General features: G+C 71.1%; 21 protein-coding genes. 11 read left to right on the forward strand and 10 right to left on the reverse strand.

Annotation, left to right across the window (positions count from 1 at the left end):
• Positions 1 to 58: 58 nt before the first annotated feature.
• The 5 genes from WFG93_RS04700 to WFG93_RS04720 all read left to right on the forward strand — a co-directional run bounded on the left by WFG93_RS04700 (position 59) and on the right by WFG93_RS04720 (position 4,599).
• Positions 59 to 892 carry an ADP-dependent NAD(P)H-hydrate dehydratase gene (locus WFG93_RS04700; RefSeq protein WP_336645173.1) on the forward strand — a complete coding sequence of 278 codons (834 nt, stop codon included), beginning with the start codon at positions 59 to 61 and terminating at the stop codon, positions 890 to 892.
• A gap of 16 nt (positions 893 to 908) precedes the next feature.
• Positions 909 to 2,162: a hypothetical protein gene (locus WFG93_RS04705; protein ID WP_336645174.1), complete on the forward strand. Its 1,254-nt coding sequence runs from the start codon at positions 909 to 911 to the stop codon at positions 2,160 to 2,162.
• A gap of 21 nt (positions 2,163 to 2,183) precedes the next feature.
• Entirely contained in the window at positions 2,184 to 2,516 is a 333-nt protein-coding gene (locus WFG93_RS04710; protein WP_336645175.1) for a thiamine-binding protein, read from the forward strand.
• 70 nt (positions 2,517 to 2,586) lie between these two features.
• Positions 2,587 to 3,876, forward strand: coding sequence for an MFS transporter (locus WFG93_RS04715; protein ID WP_336645176.1), 1,290 nt, complete (start codon positions 2,587 to 2,589; stop codon positions 3,874 to 3,876).
• A 9-nt stretch (positions 3,877 to 3,885) separates the two neighbouring features.
• Entirely contained in the window at positions 3,886 to 4,599 is a 714-nt protein-coding gene (locus WFG93_RS04720; protein ID WP_336645177.1) for an NUDIX hydrolase, read from the forward strand.
• Between the two features lie 30 nt (positions 4,600 to 4,629).
• Here the strand turns inward: WFG93_RS04720 and metX are convergent, their stop codons facing one another.
• The gene (metX, locus tag WFG93_RS04725) at positions 4,630 to 5,835 is read right to left on the reverse strand and encodes a homoserine O-acetyltransferase MetX (RefSeq protein ID WP_336645178.1); all 1,206 of its coding nucleotides are present in this window, start codon (positions 5,833 to 5,835) and stop codon (positions 4,630 to 4,632) included.
• Positions 5,836 to 6,273: 438 nt separating this feature from the next.
• On the opposite strand from metX, the gene WFG93_RS04730 reads away from it, so the two are divergent.
• Complete coding sequence (locus WFG93_RS04730) at positions 6,274 to 7,026, forward strand: hypothetical protein (protein ID WP_336645179.1); 753 nt, start codon at positions 6,274 to 6,276, stop codon at positions 7,024 to 7,026.
• A gap of 302 nt (positions 7,027 to 7,328) precedes the next feature.
• Here the strand turns inward: WFG93_RS04730 and WFG93_RS04735 are convergent, their stop codons facing one another.
• Positions 7,329 to 8,651 (reverse strand): bifunctional o-acetylhomoserine/o-acetylserine sulfhydrylase, encoded by a 1,323-nt coding sequence (locus WFG93_RS04735; RefSeq protein ID WP_336645180.1) that lies wholly within the window; start codon positions 8,649 to 8,651, stop codon positions 7,329 to 7,331.
• 155 nt (positions 8,652 to 8,806) lie between these two features.
• On the opposite strand from WFG93_RS04735, the gene WFG93_RS04740 reads away from it, so the two are divergent.
• From WFG93_RS04740 to WFG93_RS04750, 3 genes are read left to right on the forward strand one after another with little or no spacing between them, the layout of a single operon-like run.
• The gene (locus WFG93_RS04740) at positions 8,807 to 9,589 is read left to right on the forward strand and encodes an SDR family oxidoreductase (protein ID WP_336645181.1); all 783 of its coding nucleotides are present in this window, start codon (positions 8,807 to 8,809) and stop codon (positions 9,587 to 9,589) included.
• Positions 9,589 to 10,287, forward strand: a complete 699-nt coding sequence (locus WFG93_RS04745; protein ID WP_336645182.1) for a uracil-DNA glycosylase — start codon at positions 9,589 to 9,591, stop codon at positions 10,285 to 10,287. The genes WFG93_RS04740 and WFG93_RS04745 overlap by 1 nt, the downstream gene beginning before the upstream one ends.
• Positions 10,284 to 10,787 (forward strand): GNAT family N-acetyltransferase, encoded by a 504-nt coding sequence (locus WFG93_RS04750; RefSeq protein WP_336645183.1) that lies wholly within the window; start codon positions 10,284 to 10,286, stop codon positions 10,785 to 10,787. The genes WFG93_RS04745 and WFG93_RS04750 overlap by 4 nt, the downstream gene beginning before the upstream one ends.
• Before the next feature lie 63 nt (positions 10,788 to 10,850).
• Here the strand turns inward: WFG93_RS04750 and WFG93_RS04755 are convergent, their stop codons facing one another.
• From WFG93_RS04755 to WFG93_RS04780, 6 genes are read right to left on the reverse strand one after another with little or no spacing between them, the layout of a single operon-like run.
• On the reverse strand, positions 10,851 to 11,684 hold the full coding sequence (locus tag WFG93_RS04755) for an ABC transporter ATP-binding protein (protein ID WP_336645695.1): 834 nt from the start codon (positions 11,682 to 11,684) through the stop codon (positions 10,851 to 10,853).
• Positions 11,684 to 12,487 carry an ABC transporter ATP-binding protein gene (locus WFG93_RS04760; RefSeq protein WP_336645184.1) on the reverse strand — a complete coding sequence of 268 codons (804 nt, stop codon included), beginning with the start codon at positions 12,485 to 12,487 and terminating at the stop codon, positions 11,684 to 11,686. Before WFG93_RS04760 ends, WFG93_RS04755 begins: the two co-directional genes overlap by 1 nt.
• Positions 12,484 to 13,380: an ABC transporter permease gene (locus tag WFG93_RS04765; RefSeq protein ID WP_336645185.1), complete on the reverse strand. Its 897-nt coding sequence runs from the start codon at positions 13,378 to 13,380 to the stop codon at positions 12,484 to 12,486. Before WFG93_RS04765 ends, WFG93_RS04760 begins: the two co-directional genes overlap by 4 nt.
• Positions 13,380 to 14,327 (reverse strand): ABC transporter permease, encoded by a 948-nt coding sequence (locus WFG93_RS04770; RefSeq protein ID WP_336645186.1) that lies wholly within the window; start codon positions 14,325 to 14,327, stop codon positions 13,380 to 13,382. Before WFG93_RS04770 ends, WFG93_RS04765 begins: the two co-directional genes overlap by 1 nt.
• A 1-nt stretch (position 14,328) precedes the next feature.
• Positions 14,329 to 15,855 carry an ABC transporter substrate-binding protein gene (locus WFG93_RS04775; RefSeq protein ID WP_336645187.1) on the reverse strand — a complete coding sequence of 509 codons (1,527 nt, stop codon included), beginning with the start codon at positions 15,853 to 15,855 and terminating at the stop codon, positions 14,329 to 14,331.
• A gap of 38 nt (positions 15,856 to 15,893) precedes the next feature.
• Entirely contained in the window at positions 15,894 to 16,802 is a 909-nt protein-coding gene (locus tag WFG93_RS04780; protein WP_336645188.1) for an alpha/beta fold hydrolase, read from the reverse strand.
• A gap of 159 nt (positions 16,803 to 16,961) precedes the next feature.
• On the opposite strand from WFG93_RS04780, the gene WFG93_RS04785 reads away from it, so the two are divergent.
• Both WFG93_RS04785 and WFG93_RS04790 read left to right on the forward strand, forming a co-directional pair.
• Positions 16,962 to 17,666, forward strand: coding sequence for a tyrosine-protein phosphatase (locus WFG93_RS04785; RefSeq protein ID WP_336645189.1), 705 nt, complete (start codon positions 16,962 to 16,964; stop codon positions 17,664 to 17,666).
• A gap of 48 nt (positions 17,667 to 17,714) precedes the next feature.
• Entirely contained in the window at positions 17,715 to 18,176 is a 462-nt protein-coding gene (locus WFG93_RS04790) for an SIP domain-containing protein (protein WP_336645190.1), read from the forward strand.
• On the opposite strand, the gene WFG93_RS04795 is transcribed toward WFG93_RS04790, so the two are convergent.
• Both WFG93_RS04795 and WFG93_RS04800 read right to left on the reverse strand, forming a co-directional pair.
• Complete coding sequence (locus WFG93_RS04795) at positions 18,155 to 18,637, reverse strand: Fe-S oxidoreductase (protein ID WP_336645696.1); 483 nt, start codon at positions 18,635 to 18,637, stop codon at positions 18,155 to 18,157. The two genes, WFG93_RS04790 and WFG93_RS04795, sit on opposite strands and share 22 nt — an antisense overlap.
• 68 nt (positions 18,638 to 18,705) lie before the next feature.
• Positions 18,706 to 19,512, reverse strand: a complete 807-nt coding sequence (locus WFG93_RS04800; RefSeq protein WP_336645191.1) for an arginase family protein — start codon at positions 19,510 to 19,512, stop codon at positions 18,706 to 18,708.
• Between the last annotated feature and the right edge of the window lie 13 nt (positions 19,513 to 19,525).

Below are 19,525 nucleotides of genomic sequence, written 5' to 3' on the forward strand. Positions count from 1 at the left end.
CCGCCGGAGCATGTCGGCGTCGGCAGCGGTCGCCGTGCGGGGGCGTTAACGTGGTCTCATGCTGCGTGAATGGACCCGGGGCGAGACCGCGAAGCTGCTGCGCGTGCCCACAGCGGACGACGACAAGTACTCCCGCGGGGTGGTCGCCCTGCGCACCGGATCGGAGATGTACCCGGGGGCGGCGGTGCTCGGCGTCACGGCTGCCTGGCGCGCCGGCGCGGGATACGTGCTGTACACCGGGGACGCGCGGGACGCCGTGCGCGCCGCCCGCCCGGAGACCGTCGCCCGACCCGACGTCGGCCGCACCCGCGTGGGCGCCTGGGTCATCGGCTCGGGAACAGAGGCGTCGCAGCGCAGCGCGCAGGAGCGCTCGGCGCTGGAGCAGATCCTGAACGGCTCGGCGCCTGTGGTCGTCGACGCCGGTGCGCTCGATCTCGCCGTCGACGCGAGCGCCCCGCGCATCCTCACCCCGCACGCGGGGGAGCTGGCGGGACTGCGCGAGCATCTGCGGCTCGCGCCGGCCGATCTGAGCCAGGAGGACCAGCGCGTGGCAGCGCTGGTGGAGACCGCTGAGCGAGTCGACGCCTGCGTGCTGCTGAAGGGTGCGCGCACCCTCGTCGCCGTGCCGGGCGAAGCCGTCATCGCCGTCGGCAACGGCCCGGCGTGGCTCTCGACGGCCGGAACGGGTGATGTGCTCGCCGGTGTCATCGGGGCGGTGCTGGCGGCGAACCCGGATCGCTCGCTCGCCGCCGTCGCCGCTGCCGCTGCGTGGTGGCACGGTGAGGCGGCGGGCCTGGCCGCCGGTGCCGTCGACGGCGCAGCCGGGCATCCGATCGTCGCGCTCGACGTCGCGCAGGCGCTGCCCGCCGCATACGCACAGCTGCGCCCATGAGAGCGGAGCGTCGCCCGTGACGGGGCCATCGGCGCCCGCGCCCGTGGCGCTGTCGCGCCGCAACCCGGGCCTCTGGCCGTTGTGGGCTGCGTTCATCGCCGCGCATGCCGGCATCGCCGTGGCGGGGTGGGTGCTGCCCAGTCAGCCGATGGGCGACGTCGTGCACGTCTATCAGCCGTGGGCGCGGACGGCGCTGGGCGGGGGGAGTGTCGTCGGCGTCACCGACACCTGGGTCTACCCTCAGCTCGCCCTGCTGCCCATGATGCTCACTCAGCTGCTGTCGACGCCGTTCGCCGCGCTGGTGGGCCCGGCTCCCGCGTATCTGATGGCATGGGCGCTCCTGGTGACCGCAGGCGATGCGCTCGCGCTCGTGGTGCTGCTCGGGCGCGGCGGCGGGCGGCGCCGTCTGGCCGCGTGGTTCTGGATCGCCGCGCTGCTGCTGCTCGGTCCGATCGCGCTGTACCGCATCGACGCGGTCACCGTGCCCCTCGCCGTGGCCGGTGGCATCTGGCTGGTGCGGCACCCGCGGTTCGCCGCCGCCGCGCTCACCGTCGGCGCGTGGATCAAGATCTGGCCGGGGGCCGTGCTGGTGGCAGCGGTCGCTGCGGGTCGGCGCCCGGGCCGGCTCGTCCTCGTCGCCGCGTCGATCACCGGCGGGATCGTCGTCGTGCTGCTGCTGCTCGCCGGCGATGCCGCTGCTCTGCTCGGATTCCTCACCGAGCAGAGCGGGCGCGGGCTGCAGATCGAGGCCGTCGCCGCGACGCCGCTGCTGTGGATGGTGCGCGCCGGCGCCGCACGGATCGAGTACAGCTTCGACATCCTCACATATCAGATCGTCGCCCCGGCAGCGGCGACGGTGGCCGAACTCACCACGCCGGTGATGATCCTCGCCGTCGCCGGAATCGTGCTGCTCGGCATCCGACAGTGGCGCCGCGGGGCACGGTGGCAGCAGCTGCTGCCACCGCTCGCGCTCGCCCTGGTCACTGCGCTCATCGTCACCAACAAGGTCGGCTCTCCGCAGTTCGAGACCTGGCTGATCCCTCCCGCGATCATGTGGATCGTGTACGACAGCCGGCGCGCCGAGACCGCTGCGGCGCTCGTCCTGCTGCTGTGCGCTCTCACCTTCGCCGTCTACCCGCTGACCTACGACGGTCTTCTCGCCGCCGCTCCGCTGCCGGTGCTGCTGCTGAGCGTGCGCAATGTCATGCTCGTGGTACTGCTCGTCCTCGGGGTGCGCGCGCTGCTGCGCACCCCGGTCGGGCGCCGCTGATCGATCACCCGAGGAGGAACCATGCTCGTCGCTTTCTCCGTCGCCCCGTCGGGCGACGGCCGTGAGGACGCATCCGTGCACGACGCCGTCGCGGCGGCCGTCAAGGTGGTGCGCGATTCCGGTCTGGCACACCGCACCACCAGCATGTTCACCGAGATCGAGGGTCCGGACTGGGACTCGGTCATGGACGTCGTCAAGCGCGCGACCGAGGCGGTCATGCCGTTCGGCTCGCGGGTGAGCCTCGTGCTCAAGGCCGACATCCGGCCGGGTTACAGCGGGGAGCTTCAGGGGAAGATCGAGCGCCTCGAAGCGGCGATCGACGCGTCCGCCGAGGGTGACGCGACAGGCCGGTAGGGCCTGGGTCTCAGCATCCGGCCGGTAGCATGGGCGGGTGACTCCCTCGAATCTTTCGAGGGGGGCGGCGATGAGGGCGCTCCTCTCCCTCGCCGTCGGCAGCTTCGGCATCGGCATGACCGAATTCGTCATCATGGGCCTGCTGCCGGAGATCGCCCAGGATCTGCTGCCCGACGTGTGGGAAGTGAGCAGCGCCCAGGCCATCGGTCAGAGCGGTGTGCTGATCTCGCTCTATGCGCTCGGCGTCGTGATCGGCGCGCCCACCATCGCCGGCGCGGTGGCGCGCTTCCCACGGCACCGCGTGATGCTGGTGCTCGCGATCGCGCTGACCCTCGGCAATGCGCTCACCGTCGTGCTGCCGGGCTTCGGGCTGGTCGGCGCGTCGCGCCTGCTCGCCGGCCTGCCGCACGGCGCCTACTTCGGCATCGGCGCGCTCGTCGCGGCCGACATGCTCGGGCCTGGCAAGCGCGCGCAGGGCGTCGCGTTCATCCTCACGGGGCTGACGGTCGCCAACGTCGTCGGCGTGCCGCTGGGCACCTACCTCGGGCAGCAGTGGGGCTGGCGCACCGCGTTCCTCGTCGTCACCGGCGTGTTCGCGCTCGCAGTGGTGTGCATCGCTTTCTTCGTGCCCGCGCATCCGGGTGATCCCGGCCGCACTCTGCGATCGGAACTCGGCGTGTTCCGCGTGCCGCAGGTCTGGCTCACCCTCGGCATGGGCGCGATCGGCTTCGGCGGGTTCTTCGCCGTCTACAGCTACATCGCCCCGCTGGTGACCGAGGTCGCCGGTGCTGAGCAGTGGGTCGTTCCGCTGACACTGGTGCTGGTCGGGGTCGGCATGACCGTGGGCAACCTCGCGGGCGGTCGTCTGGCAGACCGTGATCTGCGTCGCACCCTCGTGTGGGGTCTCGCCGCGCTCGCGGTGGTGCTCGTGCTGCTCGCCCTGCTGTCGTTCTCGGTGGTGCCGTTGATCGTCACCGCCATGCTCGTCGGCGTGATCGCCTCGGTGCTCAGCCCGGCGATCCAGACCCGTCTGATGGATGTCGCCGGCGACAACCAGTCGATCGCGGCGGCGTTGAACCACTCCGCGCTGAACATCGGCAACAGCCTCGGTGCCTTCCTCGGCGGAGCGGCGATCTCGCTCGGCTTCGGCTTCACCGCACCGGAATGGGTGGGCGCGGTGCTGGCAGCGCTGGGGCTCGGGATCGTGCTGATCGCCTACCGGGGGCAGCGACCGGCGCCTGTGAGGGCGGCGAACGCGGGGGCTGCGGGGAAGGCGGCGAGTGCCGAGACCGCGGGGGCTGCCGGGACGGCGCTGACCGCGACTGCGGAGTGCGCGGGGACGGCGGTGCGCGGCCACTAGAGTGGCCGCATGGATGCCCCGATGCGCGTCGCCGCTACGGCGGTGGTCCTGCGCGACGGCCCTGCGGGTCTGCAGACGCTGCTGCTGCGCCGGCCCCGCACCGGCTCCTTCCCGGGTGCCTGGGTGTTCCCCGGCGGCCGTGTGGATCCGGGCGACGCCGCCGGGGAGCCGGATGCGAGCGCTGCTGCCGCCGATCCCGGTCTCGTGCCGGTCGAGCCCGGCGACGGTGATGTGCCGGCGGGAGAGCAGGAGGCCGCGCGCAATGCGGCGGTCCGCGAGACGCGCGAGGAGGCCGGCATCCGCATCCGCGGCCTGCGTACGCTCTCGCGCTGGGTGCCGCCCGCCGAGACGCCGGCGCGCTTCCGCACCTGGTTCTTCCTCGCGCGCGAGCAGGGCGACCCCGTGCGGCCGAATGCCGGCGAGATCGAGGAGGCGGCCTGGCTGTCGCCCGCGGAGGCGCTGAGTCGTCACGCCGCCGGCGAGCTGACGCTCTTCCCGCCCACCTGGGTCACGCTGCACACCCTCACCGGGCGCTCGACTGTCGACGACGCCTTCGCGCACGCCGGCGCGTTTTCGCGCTTCGAGACGCGCATGCAGCGGCTCGATGAGGGGCTGCGTGCCCTGTGGGCGGGCGACGAGGAGCATCCGGATGCTCCGGGCGCCGCTGGCGCACGCCATCGGCTGACGATGGACGCGCTGCCGTGGATCTACGAGCGCAGCTGAGCATCGGCTGATCGGCGGCGCCACGCCGGCTCAGGACGCCAGCAGACGCTCCAGGTGCGCACCGACCGGGTCGGTCTCGATGAGGAAGCCGTCGTGGCCGAAGTCACTGGTGATGACGACCGCCTCGTCGTCGATGAGGTTCGGGATGCTGCGCGCGATGCGCTGCTGACCGTCCACGGGGAACAGCCGATCGCTGTCGATGCCCAGCACGAGCGTCTTCGCGCTCACCGTGTGCAGGGCCTGCTCGACGCCGCCGCGATCGCGGCCGATGTCGTGCGAGTTCATCGCCTCGACGACGGTGAGGTAGCTGTTCGCGTCGAAGCGTCGGGTGAACTTGTTGCCGTGGAAGTCGAGGTACGACTCGACGGCGAAGCGTCCGCCACGACCCAGCGGAGACACCTCGGACTGCCAGGAGCGCTGGAAGCGCTGGTTGAGCTCGATCGGACTGCGATAGTTCAGCAGCGCCATCCGCCGCGCCAGTGCGAGGCCGCGGTGCGGACCCTGGCCGAGCGCGGCGTCGTAGTACTCGCCGCCGGCGAAGCGCGGGTCCATTCGCACCGTCTCGAGCTGCACGAAGTTCAGCGCCAGCTGGTCGGCGGTCGTCACCGGGGGAGAGGAGAGCACGGCCAGTCGCTCGACGCGCTCGGGCTGCATCACCGCCCACTCCAGGGCGTGCATGCCACCCATCGACCCGCCGACCACCGCGGCCCAGCGGCCGATGCCCAGCTCGTCGGCGAGGCGGATCTGCGCGGCGACCTGGTCGCGAATGGTGAGGTACGGGAAACGCGACGCCCACTCCCGGCCGTCCGGAGCGATGCTCGCAGGTCCCGTCGAGCCCTGGCATCCGCCCAGCATGTTCGGTGCGATCACGAACCAGCGGTCGGTGTCGATCGCGGCTCCCGGCCCCACGATCGGCTCCCACCAACCGGCCGTCGGATGCCCGGCGCCTGCCGGGCCGCGCACGTGGCTGTCGCCGGTGAGCGCGTGCAGGATCAGCACGGCGTTGTCACGGGCGTCGTTCAACGTGCCCCAGGACTCCCAGGCCAGGCGGGTGGCGGGCAGCAGCGCACCGGTCTCGGTGCGGAAGTCCCCGAGCAGGGTGAAACGGCGATCGCCCACCGGGTCGCCGTCGCGCCAGGCGCCCGTCGCTGGCGGGCGGGCGCGCAGCAGACGCACGTCCGCCTCGGTCACCGGCGCTGACGGCACCGTGTCCTCGGAGGTGGTCTGCCAGTCCATGCCCCCATTCTCGCCTGTCCGCCTGCACGCGCCCGGCACGTTACGGGTTCGGCCCGCTGGTTGCCCTGGTGCTTGGACCGGCATGGCTCCGGCGCGGGCGGGAGCCGAATGCCTGTTCTCGGCCTCGCATAGCCGGCATCGAGCTCCCGGGCAGGGTAGGAGCGGGTTCCTGCACAGTGCGCGGGAACCGGCGAGTTGTGCACGGATGCCGGGATCGTTGATCCGCCCGAACCTCCGCATGACGATGATGACGGGATGCGCCGACTGCAGCCCCTTCCTCGCCGACTCGGCGATCGCTTCACCATTCGCGCCGCGGCCGCCGCGGGAGTGGGGCGGTCGCGGAGGGACGCGGGCGATCTCGCTCGCCCCTTCCACGGTGCTCGCGCGAGAAGTGCGCCGGAGGGCTTTCGCGATCTTGTGGACTGCTATCGCACGATCATGCTTCCTGGGCAGGTGTTCGTCGGCCCCACAGCCATGCGCATATGGGGCCTGCCGCTTCCGACGACATGGGCAGCGACCGAGCCGCTGCACGTCTGCGTTCCGCCGGACGCGGCACCCCCGCGCGGCGCGGGGGTGAAGGGGAGGCGGCTGGCCCCGCACCGTGCCCAGCGGATGATCTTCACCGGCGCCGCAGTCGTGGACCCGGTCGCCGCCGTGCTGACGACGCGATCCGAGCTCAGCTTCGCTCAGCTGGTGTCGGCTTTCGACGCGCTGCTCACCGGCGCCGACAACTACCCGGGAATCAAGGCACCGAGACCGATGACAACCCGCCAGCAGATCCAGCGCCGGCTCGAGGAGTGGGGCCGATTTCCGGGATGCGCGGTGGTCCGCCGAGCACTGGACCTCGCGCGCGAGCGCGTCGAGTCGCCGAAGGAGTTCGAGACGAGGGTCCTGATCGTCGAGAGCGGATTACCGGAACCCGTGGTGCAGTGGGCCGTGTACGACCGCGGGGCGTTCGTTGCCCGTCTCGACCTCGCCTACCCGGAGCTCAAGATCGCGCTCGAGTACGAGGGCGACGGGCACCGCACGGACAAGGACCAGTGGCGCGCAGACATCCGCCGCCAGCGCGAACTCGAGGGCCTCGGCTGGATCGTCATCCGGCTCACCGAATCCGACCTGGCCGATGCCTCCGCATTCCTCTCCCGGCTGGCGCGAGCCCGGGCCGCGCGGATGGCAGCGCCCGACGTATGAGGGAGAGCCGGATGCTGGTCATGCGGCCCGGCGGCAGCCGCGGGCGCGGGCGGGGAGCCGGATGCTGGTCATGCGGCGCGCTTACTCGACGCATGGCTCCCGGCCAGGGTCGCCTGCGGGGCCGGCGGCAGCCGCGCGCGGGGGCGGGGAGCCGGATGCTGGTCATGCGGGCGCCATGACCGACGCATGGCTCCCGGCGACGGCGCGGTCAGCGCCCGAAGGCCGGCCGGAGGCACAAGCACTGGAGGCACGGATGCCCCGAACCGACCGGCCGGGGCATCCGCGTCGGAAGTGGAGCAGGCTCAGGCGCGAGCGGCTTCGGCCACGCGGCGGGCCGCGGCGAGGGCGCTCTCGAGGTCGGCCTTGAGGTCGTCGACGTTCTCCAGACCGACCGACAGGCGCACCAGGCCCGGCGTCACGCCCGCCGAGAGCTGCTGCTCGGGCGAGAGCTGCGAGTGCGTGGTCGATGCGGGGTGGATGACCAGTGAGCGCACGTCGCCGATGTTGGCGAGGTGGCTGAACAGGTCCAGGCTGTTCACGAATTCGCGGCCGGCCTCCACGCCGCCCTTGAGCTCGAACGACAGCACCGCGCCGACGCCCTTCGGGGCGTACTCGTTGGCCTTGGCGTACCAGGGCGACGAGGGAAGCCCGGAGTAGTTCACCGACGCGACGTCGTCGTGGTCCTCGAGCCACTCCGCGATCTCCTGCGCGTTCTGCACGTGGCGCTCGATGCGCAGCGAGAGGGTCTCGATGCCCTGGATGAGGTTCCAGGCGCTCTGCGGCGCGATCGCCGAGCCCAGGTCGCGCAGCAGCTGCACGCGGGCCTTGATGATGTACGCGAGTCCATCGCCGACCGCGGTGGTGTACGACGCGCCGTGGTACGACGGGTCGGGCTCGGTGAGGCCAGGGAACTTGTCGACGTGCTGCGACCAGGCGAAGGTGCCTCCGTCGATGATCGCGCCGCCGATGGTGGTGCCGTGACCGCCCAGGAACTTCGTCACCGAGTGCGTGACGATGTCCGCGCCGTGCTCGAACGGCCGGATGAGGTAGGGCGTGGCGATGGTGTTGTCGACGATCAGCGGCAGGTCGTTCTCGTGCGCGACGTCGGCGACGCCACGGATGTCGAGCACGTTGATCTTCGGGTTGCCGATGGTCTCGGCGAAGAAGAGCTTGGTGTTCGGCCGCACGGCGGCGCGCCACTCGTCGAGGTCGTCCTGGTTCTCGACGAAGGTGACCTCCACGCCGAGCTTGGCGAGGGTGTACTTGAAGAGGTTGTAGGTGCCGCCGTAGATGGCGCTGGATGCGACGAAGTGATCGCCCGCCTGAGCGATGTTCAGGATCGCGAAGGTCGACGCCGCCTGACCGCTGGAGAGCACCAGAGCGCCGGTGCCGCCCTCGAGCGCGGCGAGGCGCTGCTCGAGCACGTCCTGAGTCGGGTTCTGGATGCGGGTGTAGATGTTGCCGAACTCGGCCAGCGCGAACAGGTTCGCGGCGTGGTCGGCGTTGTCGAACACGTACGAGGTGGTCTGGTAGATCGGCGTGGCGCGGGCTTTCGTGACCGGGTCGGGCGCGGCGCCCGAGTGGATCTGCTTGGTCTCGAAGCGCCAGTTCTCGGCTGCGGTCATGACGTACTCCCAGGGAGGTGAGGAATGGATGTCGGGTATGGCGGGTGCTCCCCAGTGACACTACGAAGCAGCACGCGCGCCGACAAGCGTCGGGAAATGTTACGTAACACGCGCGCGGGTCGGGGTCGGACGCGGATAGCGCATACGGTGGAGCCATGGTGATCAGACGGGCCGTGGTGACCGGCGCGAGTTCGGGTATCGGTGAGGCGACCGTGCGCACGCTGCGCACGCAGGGCTGGGACGTCGTGGCGGTCGCGCGCCGCGCCGACCGTCTCAGGGCGCTGGCGACGGAGACCGGCGCCGAGGCGATCGCGTGCGATCTCACCGATGCCGACGCGGTGCAGGACCTCGTCGTGACGCTCGAACGCGGGGGCCCCGTGCATGCACTCGTGCAGGTGGCCGGAGGCGCCCGTGGCACCGACAGCGTCGAAGACGGGTCGGTGGCTGACTGGAGGTGGATGTACGAGGCGAACGTCATCTCGACGCAGCGCCTCGTGTCGGGCCTGCTGCCGCTGCTGCGACGCGCCGCCGCCGCCGACGGCCACGCCGACACGCTGTTCGTCACCTCGACGGCCGCGCAGCACGCATACCCGGGCGGTGCCGGGTACAACGCGGCGAAGGCCGCGGAGTCGATGCTCGTGAACGCCCTGCGCCAGGAGCTGCACGGCGAGCCGATCAGGGTCGCCGAGATCGCGCCCGGCATGGTGCACACCGAGGAGTTCGCGCTGAACCGGCTGGGCGGCGATCGGGTCGCGGCGGAGTCGGTGTACGCGGGAGTCGACGAGCCGCTCATCGCCGCGGATGTCGCCGAGATGATCGCATACGCGCTGAACGCGCCCCGGCGGGTGAACCTCGATCTGGTCACGATGCGTCCGCTCGCGCAGGCCGCGCATCACCTGCTGGCACGCGGGCCGCTGCACGTGCGCACCGGGGACTGATGAGCCACACGCTCGCTGAGCTCGCCGAGTCGGGACAGCTGGACGCCGGCTGGGCGCAGGCTCTCGCGCCCGCTCAACCGCTGATCGCCGAGCTGGGCGATCGGCTGCGGGCCGAGACCGAGGCCGGACGCGGCTACCTGCCTGCCGGCGACGACGTGCTGCGTGCGTTCCGGCGTCCGATCACGCAGGTGCGCGCGCTCATCGTCGGGCAGGATCCGTATCCGACGCCCGGGCACTCGATCGGCCTCGCGTTCGCCGTGGATCGCCGGACGCGGCCGCTGCCGCGCAGCCTGGTGAACATCTATCGCGAGAGGGAGTCGGATGTCGGCATCCCTCCCGCGCCGCACGGCGACCTCAGCGCATGGAGCGACCAGGGCGTGCTGCTGCTGAACCGGGTGCTCACCGTGCGTCCGGGTGCGCCCACGTCACACCGGGGCTGGGGCTGGGAGCAGGTGACCGAACTCGCCATCCGCGCGCTGGTCGCACGTGATCAGCCGCTCGTGGCGGTGCTCTGGGGGCGCGACGCCGCCCGCCTGCGCCCGCTGCTCGGCGACACGGCGGTGATAGAGTCCCCGCACCCCTCGCCGCTCTCTGCGAGCCGCGGCTTCTTCGGATCGCGCCCGTTCTCGCGCACGAATGCGCTGCTGCAGGATGCCGGCGCCGCCCCCATCGACTGGCGCGTGGCGGGGGAGGCGTGAGCGGTGTGCGGGTGCGTCCGGTGACGGATGCCGACCTGCCGGCGATCCGCGACATCTACAACCACTATGTGCGCACCTCCACGGTGACCTATGACGAGGTCGAGTCCACCGTCGCCGACTGGGACGCCAAGCGCCGGCGGATCGCCGACGCGGGCATCCCGTTCCTCGTCGCGCACACCGAGGCCGGCGAGCTGCTCGGCTATGCCCTGGGCCAGCCCTGGTCGGCGAAGTCGGCCTATCGCTTCACAATCGAGAACTCCATCTACCTCGCACCCGACGCGGTGGGCAGGGGAGTGGGCGGCATGCTGCTGGGGGTGTTCCTCGACGCGTGTCGGGATGCCGGCTTGCGCCAGATCATCGCGGTGATCGCCGATCACGGCGCGGACGCGTCGATCGCGCTGCACCGCCGAGCCGGCTTCCACGACGCGGGCCACCTGACCGAGGTCGGTGAGAAGTTCGGGCAGCGGATGGGCGTGCACCTGATGCAGAAGTCGCTCTGACGCGGATGCAGTCCGCGCAGTCACTCGGGCTGGCGGAGTGGCGGCTGCTCCGCGACTCTCGATCTACTGGAGTGGATAGGGAATCGTCGGCACAGCCGCGAGCAGACGGCGGGTGTACTGCTCGGCCGGGCGGTGCAGCACCGCCGCGGTCGGCCCCCGCTCCACGATCCGCCCGTCCTTCATCACGGCGACCGCGTCGCTCAGGCTCTGCACGAGTCCGATGTCATGCGACACCATGATGAGGGTGAGGCCCTCCTGCTCGCGCAGCTGCGCGAGCAATCCGAGGATCTGCGCGCGGACGGTGACATCCAGAGCCGACATCGGCTCATCGCCGACGAGGATGCGGGGGCGATGAGCGATCGCGCGCGCGAGGGCGATGCGCTGCCGCTGACCCCCGGAGAACTCGTGCGGATGGCGGGCAGCCATCTCGGCGCTGAGACCGACCTGCCGCAGCACCTCGTGCACACGGGCGCGGTGGTCGCCGGGGATGTCCAGGGCCCGCAGCGGTTCGGCGACGATCCGTCCCACGCTCATCCGCGGGTCGAGCGACGCGTACGGGTCCTGGAAGACGAGGCCGGTCAGGCGCCGCAGCCAGTGCAGCGACCGGGCGCGCGCGCCGGCATCCACCTCCCGCCCGGCGACGAGCACCCGGCCCGAGGTGGGCCGGTCCAGCCCCAGCAGCAGGCGCACGAGCGTCGACTTGCCAGAACCGGATTCACCGATCACCCCGAGGGACTCGCCCTCGGCGATCGACAGGTCGGTCGGGTGCAGCGCGACCTCCGTGCGCACTCGCTCGAAGACGGTGCGCCGCGGTGCCGCGTAGCGCCGCCCCACGCCCTCCGCGGCGATGAGCGACGATTGCAACGCCGTCGCCGACGGGCGCTGATCATTGCGCATCATGAGTACTCCTCCTCGTCCGGCGAGTCCGGATGCCAGGACGTCGCGAGGGCGTCGCGCAGCAGCGCGCGGGTGACCGGGGAGGAGGGCGAGTGCAGCAGCGTCGCGATCGGGGCCTGCTCGACCACCCTCCCGTTCTCGAGCACCACGCCGTGGGTGGCCACCTGGGCGAGAACGGCGAGGTCGTGCGTGATGAACACCAGCGACATCCCGTGCTCGTCGACCAGCCCCAGCAGCAGCCGCAGCACCTCGGCCTGGATCGTCACGTCCAGCGCGGTGGTGGGTTCGTCGGCGATGAGCAGCTGCGGGCGGCAGGCGAGAGCCATGGCGATCGCGACCCGTTGGCGCTGCCCGCCGGAGAGCTGGTGCGGGTAGCGGTCGACGATCGACTCCGGGTCGGGCAGCTGCACGCGGGCCGCTTCCGCGATGGCACGTGCGCGCGCCTCGCGACGGCCGATGCGCTCGTGGATGCGCACCGCCTCGGCGATCTGACGCCCGACCGTGCGGATGGGGTTGAGTGCCGAGCGGGGCTCCTGGAAGATCATCCCGATCTCGTCGCCACGCACCCGGGCGAGTGCGCGATCCGGCAGCCCGAGCAGCTCAGTGCCGTTCCGGCGGATGCTGCCGTGCGCGGTGGCCCCGGCGGGCAGCAGCCCCAGCACGGCCAGCGCGGTGAGCGACTTGCCGGAGCCGGACTCGCCGATCAGTCCGCAGCGCTGGCCGTCGGGAACATGGAACGTGACGCCGTCGAGCAGGCGGCGCCCGTCGATCTCCACGACGAGGTCGTCGACGTCGAGGCTCATGCCACCACCGTCCCCTCTGCGACCAGTGCCGGGTCGGCCGAGGCGGTACGACGCGAGAGCGTGGGATCGGTCGCCTCGCGCAGCGCGTCGCCGAGCAGATTCAGACCGAGCACGGTCAGCGTGATCGCGACACCCGGCCACACGACCGTGAGCGGATGCACGCCGATGTAGCGCTGCAGGTCGGCGAGCAGCGTGCCCCAGGACGCCTCGGTGAGCGACGCGCCGAAGCCCAGGTACGACAGGCCGGCCTCGGCGAGCACCGCCACCGCCATCGACCACGACAGCTGCACGATGAACACCGGTGCGACGTTCGGCAGCAGGTGCTGCACGAGGTTCTGCGTGGCGGTGAGCCCGCTCGCGCGTCCCGCGATGACGAAATCGCTCTGCTGCACCCGCCGCAGCTCGGGCCGCGTGACGCGCGCGATGCTCACCCCGAAGCCGATTCCGACCGCGAACACGACGACCCACAGCGATCCGCCCCAGACGGCGGAGATCATCATGGCGATCATCAGCACCGGGAATGCGATGAGGATGTCGACCAGCACGGCCGTCGCCTCCCGCACCCACCGGGCGGTCAGCGCGCCGAGGGCGGCGAGCGCGATGCCGACGACGGTCGCGACGATCCCCGCGCCCGCTGCGACGAACACCGTGGTGCGGGCGCCGGCCATGAGCAGGCTGAGGATGTCGCGTCCGGTGGCGTCGGTGCCGAGCAGGTGCGGCCACGAGGGCGGCGCCCAGCGGTCGCGTATCTCGGAGAGCATCGGATCGAACGGCGTCCACCACGTCGACACCGCCGCGGTCAGCACGATGAGCAGGACCATGCCCGCACCGAATCGTCCCGTCCACGACGAGAGCAGCGCGCGCAACCAGACTGGTCGTGACCTGCGTGCCATCACGTCTCCCTCTGTCGCGGGTCGACGGCGTGGTGCACGAGGTCGACGATGAAGCCGATGACCAGTACGAAGCCGGTCAGCACCAGCAGCTCGCTCTGCACCTTGACCAGGTCGCGCGTGCCCACATCCGCGACCAGCATCCGGCCGATCCCGGGAAGGGTGAACAGCTGCTCGATCACCACCGAGCCGACGATGATGCCGGCCACCTGCAGTCCCAGCACGGTGACGATCGAGAGCCCCACTGCCGGGATGCCGTGTCGGATGAGAGCCTGACGTCGCGTGAGCCCCTTCGCGGCGGCGGTGCGCACGAAGTCCTGCCCGGCGGCCTGCAGCGTCGCGCTGCGCACGAAGCGCAGCAGCATCGCCCCCTCGACGATCCCGATGGTCAGAGCGGGCAGCGCAAGTGCTTCCAGCGCCTTGGCGGGCGTGGCCCAGCCGGAGCGCGGGAACCCCTGCGCGGGCAACCAGCCCAGCCAGTGCGCGAACACCACGACCAGCATCATGCCCGCCCAGATCACGGGGACCGCGGCGATCGCCTGGGCGCCGACGCTCAGCGCCGTCCCGCCGCCGCTGCCGCGCAGCAGGGCGGAGAGGATGCCGAAAGGCACGGCGATCAGCAGCGCGATCGCGAGCGCCATGAGCCCGAGCGGCACGGTGACCCGGGCCTTCTCGAGCAGCTCCGCACTCACCGACGCCCCGCTGAGCTGCGACGTTCCGAGGTCGCCGTGCAGGATCCCGCCGATCCAGTCGGTGTACTGCACCGGCAGCGGCTCGTTCAGACCGAGCGATTCGCGCAGCGCTGCCACGGTCGCCGGATCCGCCTGCGTGCCGGCGATCAGCTGCGCGACGTCTCCCGGCAGCACCCGGAGGGTGAGGAAGATGATCGCGCTCGACACGAGGAGCCCTGCGATCAGCAGAGCTCCTCGTGTCAGCGCGTAGCGGAGCACGTCACTCGGCGGACTTCGTCACGCCGGCGAGGTCGATGCGCGAGTTGATGGAGTCCTTCGGGAAACCCGAGACGGCGGAGGTGTGAGCCGTGAGGGTGGCGCCGTTGTACAGCCAGTCCGCGGCGTGATCGCCCGAGACGATGCGCGCGGCCTTCGCCAGCAGCGCCGCCGACTTGTCCGCGTCGATCTCGGTCTGCGACTGCTGGTACAGCTTCTGCACCTCGGGGTTGTCGTAACCGAAGTAGTAGTCGGGATTGGCGAAGTTGCCGAAGTCGCGCGGCTCGACATGCAGCACGAAGCTGAGGTCGTAGTCGTGGTTCGTGTACACGTCGTCCAGCCAGGTCGCGAACTCCACGCGCTGCACCTCCAGCGACACCCCCACCTTGGCGTAGTCCGAGACGAGCACCTGGGCGACGGTGGTTCCGTAGAAGGACGGAATGGTCAGCGTGAGATCCAGCTTGGCATGCCCGGCCTCCTTCAGCAGCGCCTTCGCCCGGGTGGGGTCGTAAGGGACCAGTGCGCTGAGGTCCTCGTATCCCGGATCGAGCTCGGGGATCGGTCCGTACAGCGTCTGCCCCGCACCGATCGCCTCGACGAGAGCCTCATGGTCGACAGCCAGGCGCAGCGCTTCGCGCACGCGCACGTCGTCGAGGGGAGCCTTGCGGTTGTTGAACGCCAGGGTGCCCTTGTCGGTGGTGCGCCCGGTCGTGACGGTGAAGTCGCCGCTGTCCTCGAGCTGCGACACGAGGTTCGGATCGACCGCCGTGAGCACATCGAGGGAGCCGTCGAGGGCCGCGTTGACGCCGGCGGTGAAGTCCGGGATGTACTGGAAGACCACCTCGCCGAGGGTGGCGGACTCTCCCCAGTAGTCGTCGAAGCGATCGAAGCTGATCGCACTGCCCTTCGACCAGCGCTCGAGCGTGTAGGGGCCGGTTCCGTTCTCGGCGGTCTTCATGTCGGTCTCATCGCCGCTCTTGAACACGAGGCCGGCGGGGCCGGTGAGCGCGAAGAGGAAGTTCTGGTCGGGCTGGGCGAGTGTGATCGTCACGGTCTGCGCATCGGGGGCGGAGATCGCCGAGACCCCGGCGAATTCGGCGTTGCCCTGCACGCTGGCATCCGACTTGACCGTCTGGTACGACGCGACCACGTCCGCCGAGGTGAGCGGGCTGCCGTCGTGGAAGGTGATGCCGTCATTGAGGGTGAACGTGTAGGTCAGGCCGTCGGGCGCGATCTCATACGAAGCCGCCAGCCGCTCGACGATCTCGTTGTCCTGCGTGCGGGTGACCAGTCCCTCGTAGATGTTGTCGACGAGGATCTGCTCGAGTGCGGCACCGCTCGTGTGGCGGATGTCGAGGTTGGTCGGCTCGAGCACCAGTCCCACGGTCAGGCTCGCATCGGGATCCGGCGTCGTGGATGCGGCGGGTGAGGGCTGCTGCGCTCCGGTGCACGCGCTGAGCACGAGCGCGCCGGCGGCGAGGACGCCGATCGCCGCCACGCGGAGGGAGTGACGGACTGTGGTCGAAGACAAAGTGGTTCCTCTCGAGGGGCGAACGGATGAGGAGGAGATCAGCGGGAGATCTCGGCGAGCTCGGCGATGCCGAGGTCGGCGAGCGCCGCGGGGTGGGTCTCCTGGATGTTGTGGCCGGCGTCGACGGTGAGAACGCGAGCCTCGGGCCGTCGCTGCAGCAGTGCCTCGACATCCGCGTCCTGAAGGAACCCGCGGGCGCCGCGCACGAGCGTGATCGGCGCGGACGCGGCGACCAGGTCCGCCCACGGGTCGCTGCCCTCGTCGCGTGCGCTCTCGAGAGCGTCGAAGGCGTGCCCGATGATGTGCGCGAAATGGTGCTTCCACTCGATCCGGCCGTCATCGCGCTCCCGCGTGTTGAAGAACACGCCGCGCTCGGTGTCCTCCCGGGTGCCGCCGAATCCGAAGCGCTGGGCCCGCTCGACGGCTTCGGTGCGGGAGGTGAAGTCGGTCACCGTGTAAAAATCGCGCAGCACTGCCGGAGCGGCGGCGGTGTCGAGTCCGGGGACCACGTCGACGAGCACGAGAGCACGTACGAGATCGGGATGCCGGGCCGCGAGCACCCCGGCCGTCAGGCCGCCCAGAGAGTGCCCGATGAGGATCTGCGGCTGCCGGGTCCAGCGGGCGAGGGCGGGCGCGAGGTCCTCGGCGAGGGCAGCGGGGGAGTAGTCGAGGTCGTCGCGCCAGGACGATTCGCCGTGTCCGGCGAGGTCCACGGCGAGCACCGGCCGCCGCAGCAGCAGTGCGACCGCGTCCCAGGTGTGCGCGTTGAGGCCCGCGCCGTGCAGCAGGGTGATCTCGGGCGCCGCCTCGCCGAAGTGCAGGGCACTGAGAGTGCGTCCATCCGGCAGAGTGAGCGCGAGTCGCCGCGCTGAGGGCACGCTGGTTCCCAGCGCCTCGGCTTGCGAGGGCAGGTAGCGGAACTCGCTGCTGTCTGTGGCCACGGCCATATTCTGCTATCCGTGGGCGCTTCACGGGTAACGCGAGAGCAATCCGAGAAGGAAGCGAGGTGACAACTGAGCAAAGAGCTTGGTATGAAACGCTTTTACTTCAGCATTCCCATTTCGCTCGCTGTGTGGCCGCCGCCGCGCCGGACGTAAGCTGGACCGATGACGGTGCTCGAGATCCCCGGCGTGGCGAACATCCGGGATGTCGGCGGAATGCTCGCCGGTTCGTCGCGGGTGCGCCCCGGCGCCTTATTGCGCTCTGGCCAGCTCGCGCAGCTCACCCCCGCGGGTCGGTCGGCTCTGCGCGAGCGCGTGGCCCGCGTCGTGGACCTGCGCGACGACGCCGAGGTGGACCGGGAGCCCTCGGCTCTCACGGACGTGCCCATCACGCGCGTTCCGCTCTTCCTCGGTTCGGTCGGCTCGTTCTTCGCCCAGAACATGGATCTCGCGGCGATGTACCGTCACCTCGTCGATGAATCCGCGACGCGACTGGTGGACGCGGTGCGCGTCATCGCCGCAGGGCAGCCCACCCTCGTGCACTGCACCGTGGGCAAGGACCGCACCGGGGTGACCGTGGCGCTCGCGCTCAGCGCGGTCGGCGCCGACCGCGATGCGGTCGTGGCCGATTACGCGTTGACGGCATCGCAGCTGCCCACGCAGCGCAACATCGCCGTGGTGCAGTACCTGCGTGCGCACATGCCGGATGCCACCAACGCGATCGAACTCGCGACCGAGTCTCCGGCCCACGTGATGGCGGGTCTGCTCGACGACATCGACGACCGCTTCGGCTCGGCGGCGGCCTACCTGCGGGCGTCCGGTCTCACCTCCACCGAGTTGGACGCTCTGCGGGCAGCCCTGCTGGAATGAACCGGGGAAGGTTAGGCAACCCTTCCCCGGTGCTAGACTGATGTCACCATGAGCACCATCCCGTCGATCGCCGGCAGCCGCGCCGCTCGCCGCGCAGCCCGCCGTCCTCAGGTGCAGTACCTCATCACCGCCGACGAGCACTCCCTCGTCGATCTCGAACTGATGCTCGCCACGCTGCCGCTGTGCGCGGTGGGGCGGGTGTTCGTCGAGGTGCCCGACGCCGCGCACATCGGTCGGATCAGCGCGCCGCCTCGGATGACCGTCACCTGGCTCTGCCGGGCAGGTCGCGGCACTGCGCGGCATGCGACCGGCGAGGCGCTCACCCGCGCCGCGGTGGCCTGGGCCGACGAGATGCTGTGCGACGACCCGCACGAGCGGCTGCGCACGGAGGTCACGCTGCTCGGCGGCTGGCTGAGCACGGCCGACATCGGCGAGCACCTGACCGAGGTGCATGCCGTGCCGGCATCCGACATCCACGCACCCGCGCGCTACGGCCTGTCTCTGGACTGAGATCCGGCTCCGTCGCCGCGAGGTCGCCGCTGCGGTCGCAGGTAACCGCCGTCGATCAGACCCGCCTCGATCTCGAAGCGGTTGCGCAGCGGATCGCGACCGGCGAGCAGATACAGCACGGGCATGAGGAAGCCGTAGCGACGCCACTGCCGGCGGTGCACGTACTCATGACGCAGCACAGTGTCGGAGGGGTCGCGTTCCCCGGTGAGGAAGCAACCGCCCACGCACACGCCGCCGCGCGCGAACGCCCATGGCGGCAGCCCGCGGAACACCCACATCCCACCCCGCCGCTGCACGCGGCCGGTGCTCCAGAGGGCGCCCCAGATCCAGCCGACCGCCGTGCCCCACCAGTAGCCCACCAGGCTCACCGGGGAGTCCAGCAGCGGCGCGGGGATCAGGCGGTCGACGCGTAGCCCGCGCTCGATCGCCTGCTGCGCGGCGCGGCGCACCTTCTCGTCCATGTCGGCGGAACCGGGCACGTACACCTGGCCCGGCAGACTCGTGCTGTCGGCTCTCCCGGGCTGGGCAGTCATACCAGAGCGCCGATCAGACGCAGGATCGCTCCCATGTCCAGCACGGCGTCGGCGGGAGTGCGCGGCGCGAAGCCGGCGATCGTCGCTCCCGCGAGCGGGACGTCAGCACGCACGCGCTTGACGGCTGCAGTGAGGGCCGCCACGCCGACCCCGAACGGCGCGGCCTCGGACACGCCCTCGAACTCCGGCGGGTCGAGGACGTCGACGTCGATGTGCACCCACACCCGGGCCGCACCCGTGGCGCGGACGGCCGCGGCGACGGCATCCGCATCCTGTACGTCATCCGCCGAGATCGCTCGGATGCGTCGCAGCGGCTCCTGTTCTCCCGCATCGACGCTGCGCGCGCCCAGCAGCACGACGCGCTCGGCCCGTACAGCGGGTGACAGCGCGAGTGCCGGCTCACCGTCGCCGAGCACGGCGCGCAACGCCATGCCGGCGAACGCGCCGGAGGGGGAGGACTCCGGAACATGCAGGTCGGGGTGCGCATCGCACCACAGCACGGCCAGGTCCTGCGTGTCGAGAGCCGAGAGGGCGAGGACGGTGACGCTGCAGTCGCCGCCGATGACGACGACCGGCTCCTCGACAGCCGGCATCCGCTCGGCCAGCAGCTCCCTGGTGCGCAGCAGTGAGCTCAGCCGGCGCACGCCGGTGCCCAGGGCGTCGCCGGCCTCGAGCGGCGCATCCAGCACGACCGTGTCGCGGCGTGGTAGGTCGCCGGCGATGGCGGCGGCGCCGTCGGTCAGCAGCATCGCGCGTGCCGACGGCGAGCCCTGCCACTGCGGGACGATGAGGAAACGAGTCATGTCTCTCCCGAGG

The organism is Microbacterium sp. USHLN186 (assembly GCF_037145155.1).
GTDB lineage: Bacteria > Actinomycetota > Actinomycetes > Actinomycetales > Microbacteriaceae > Microbacterium.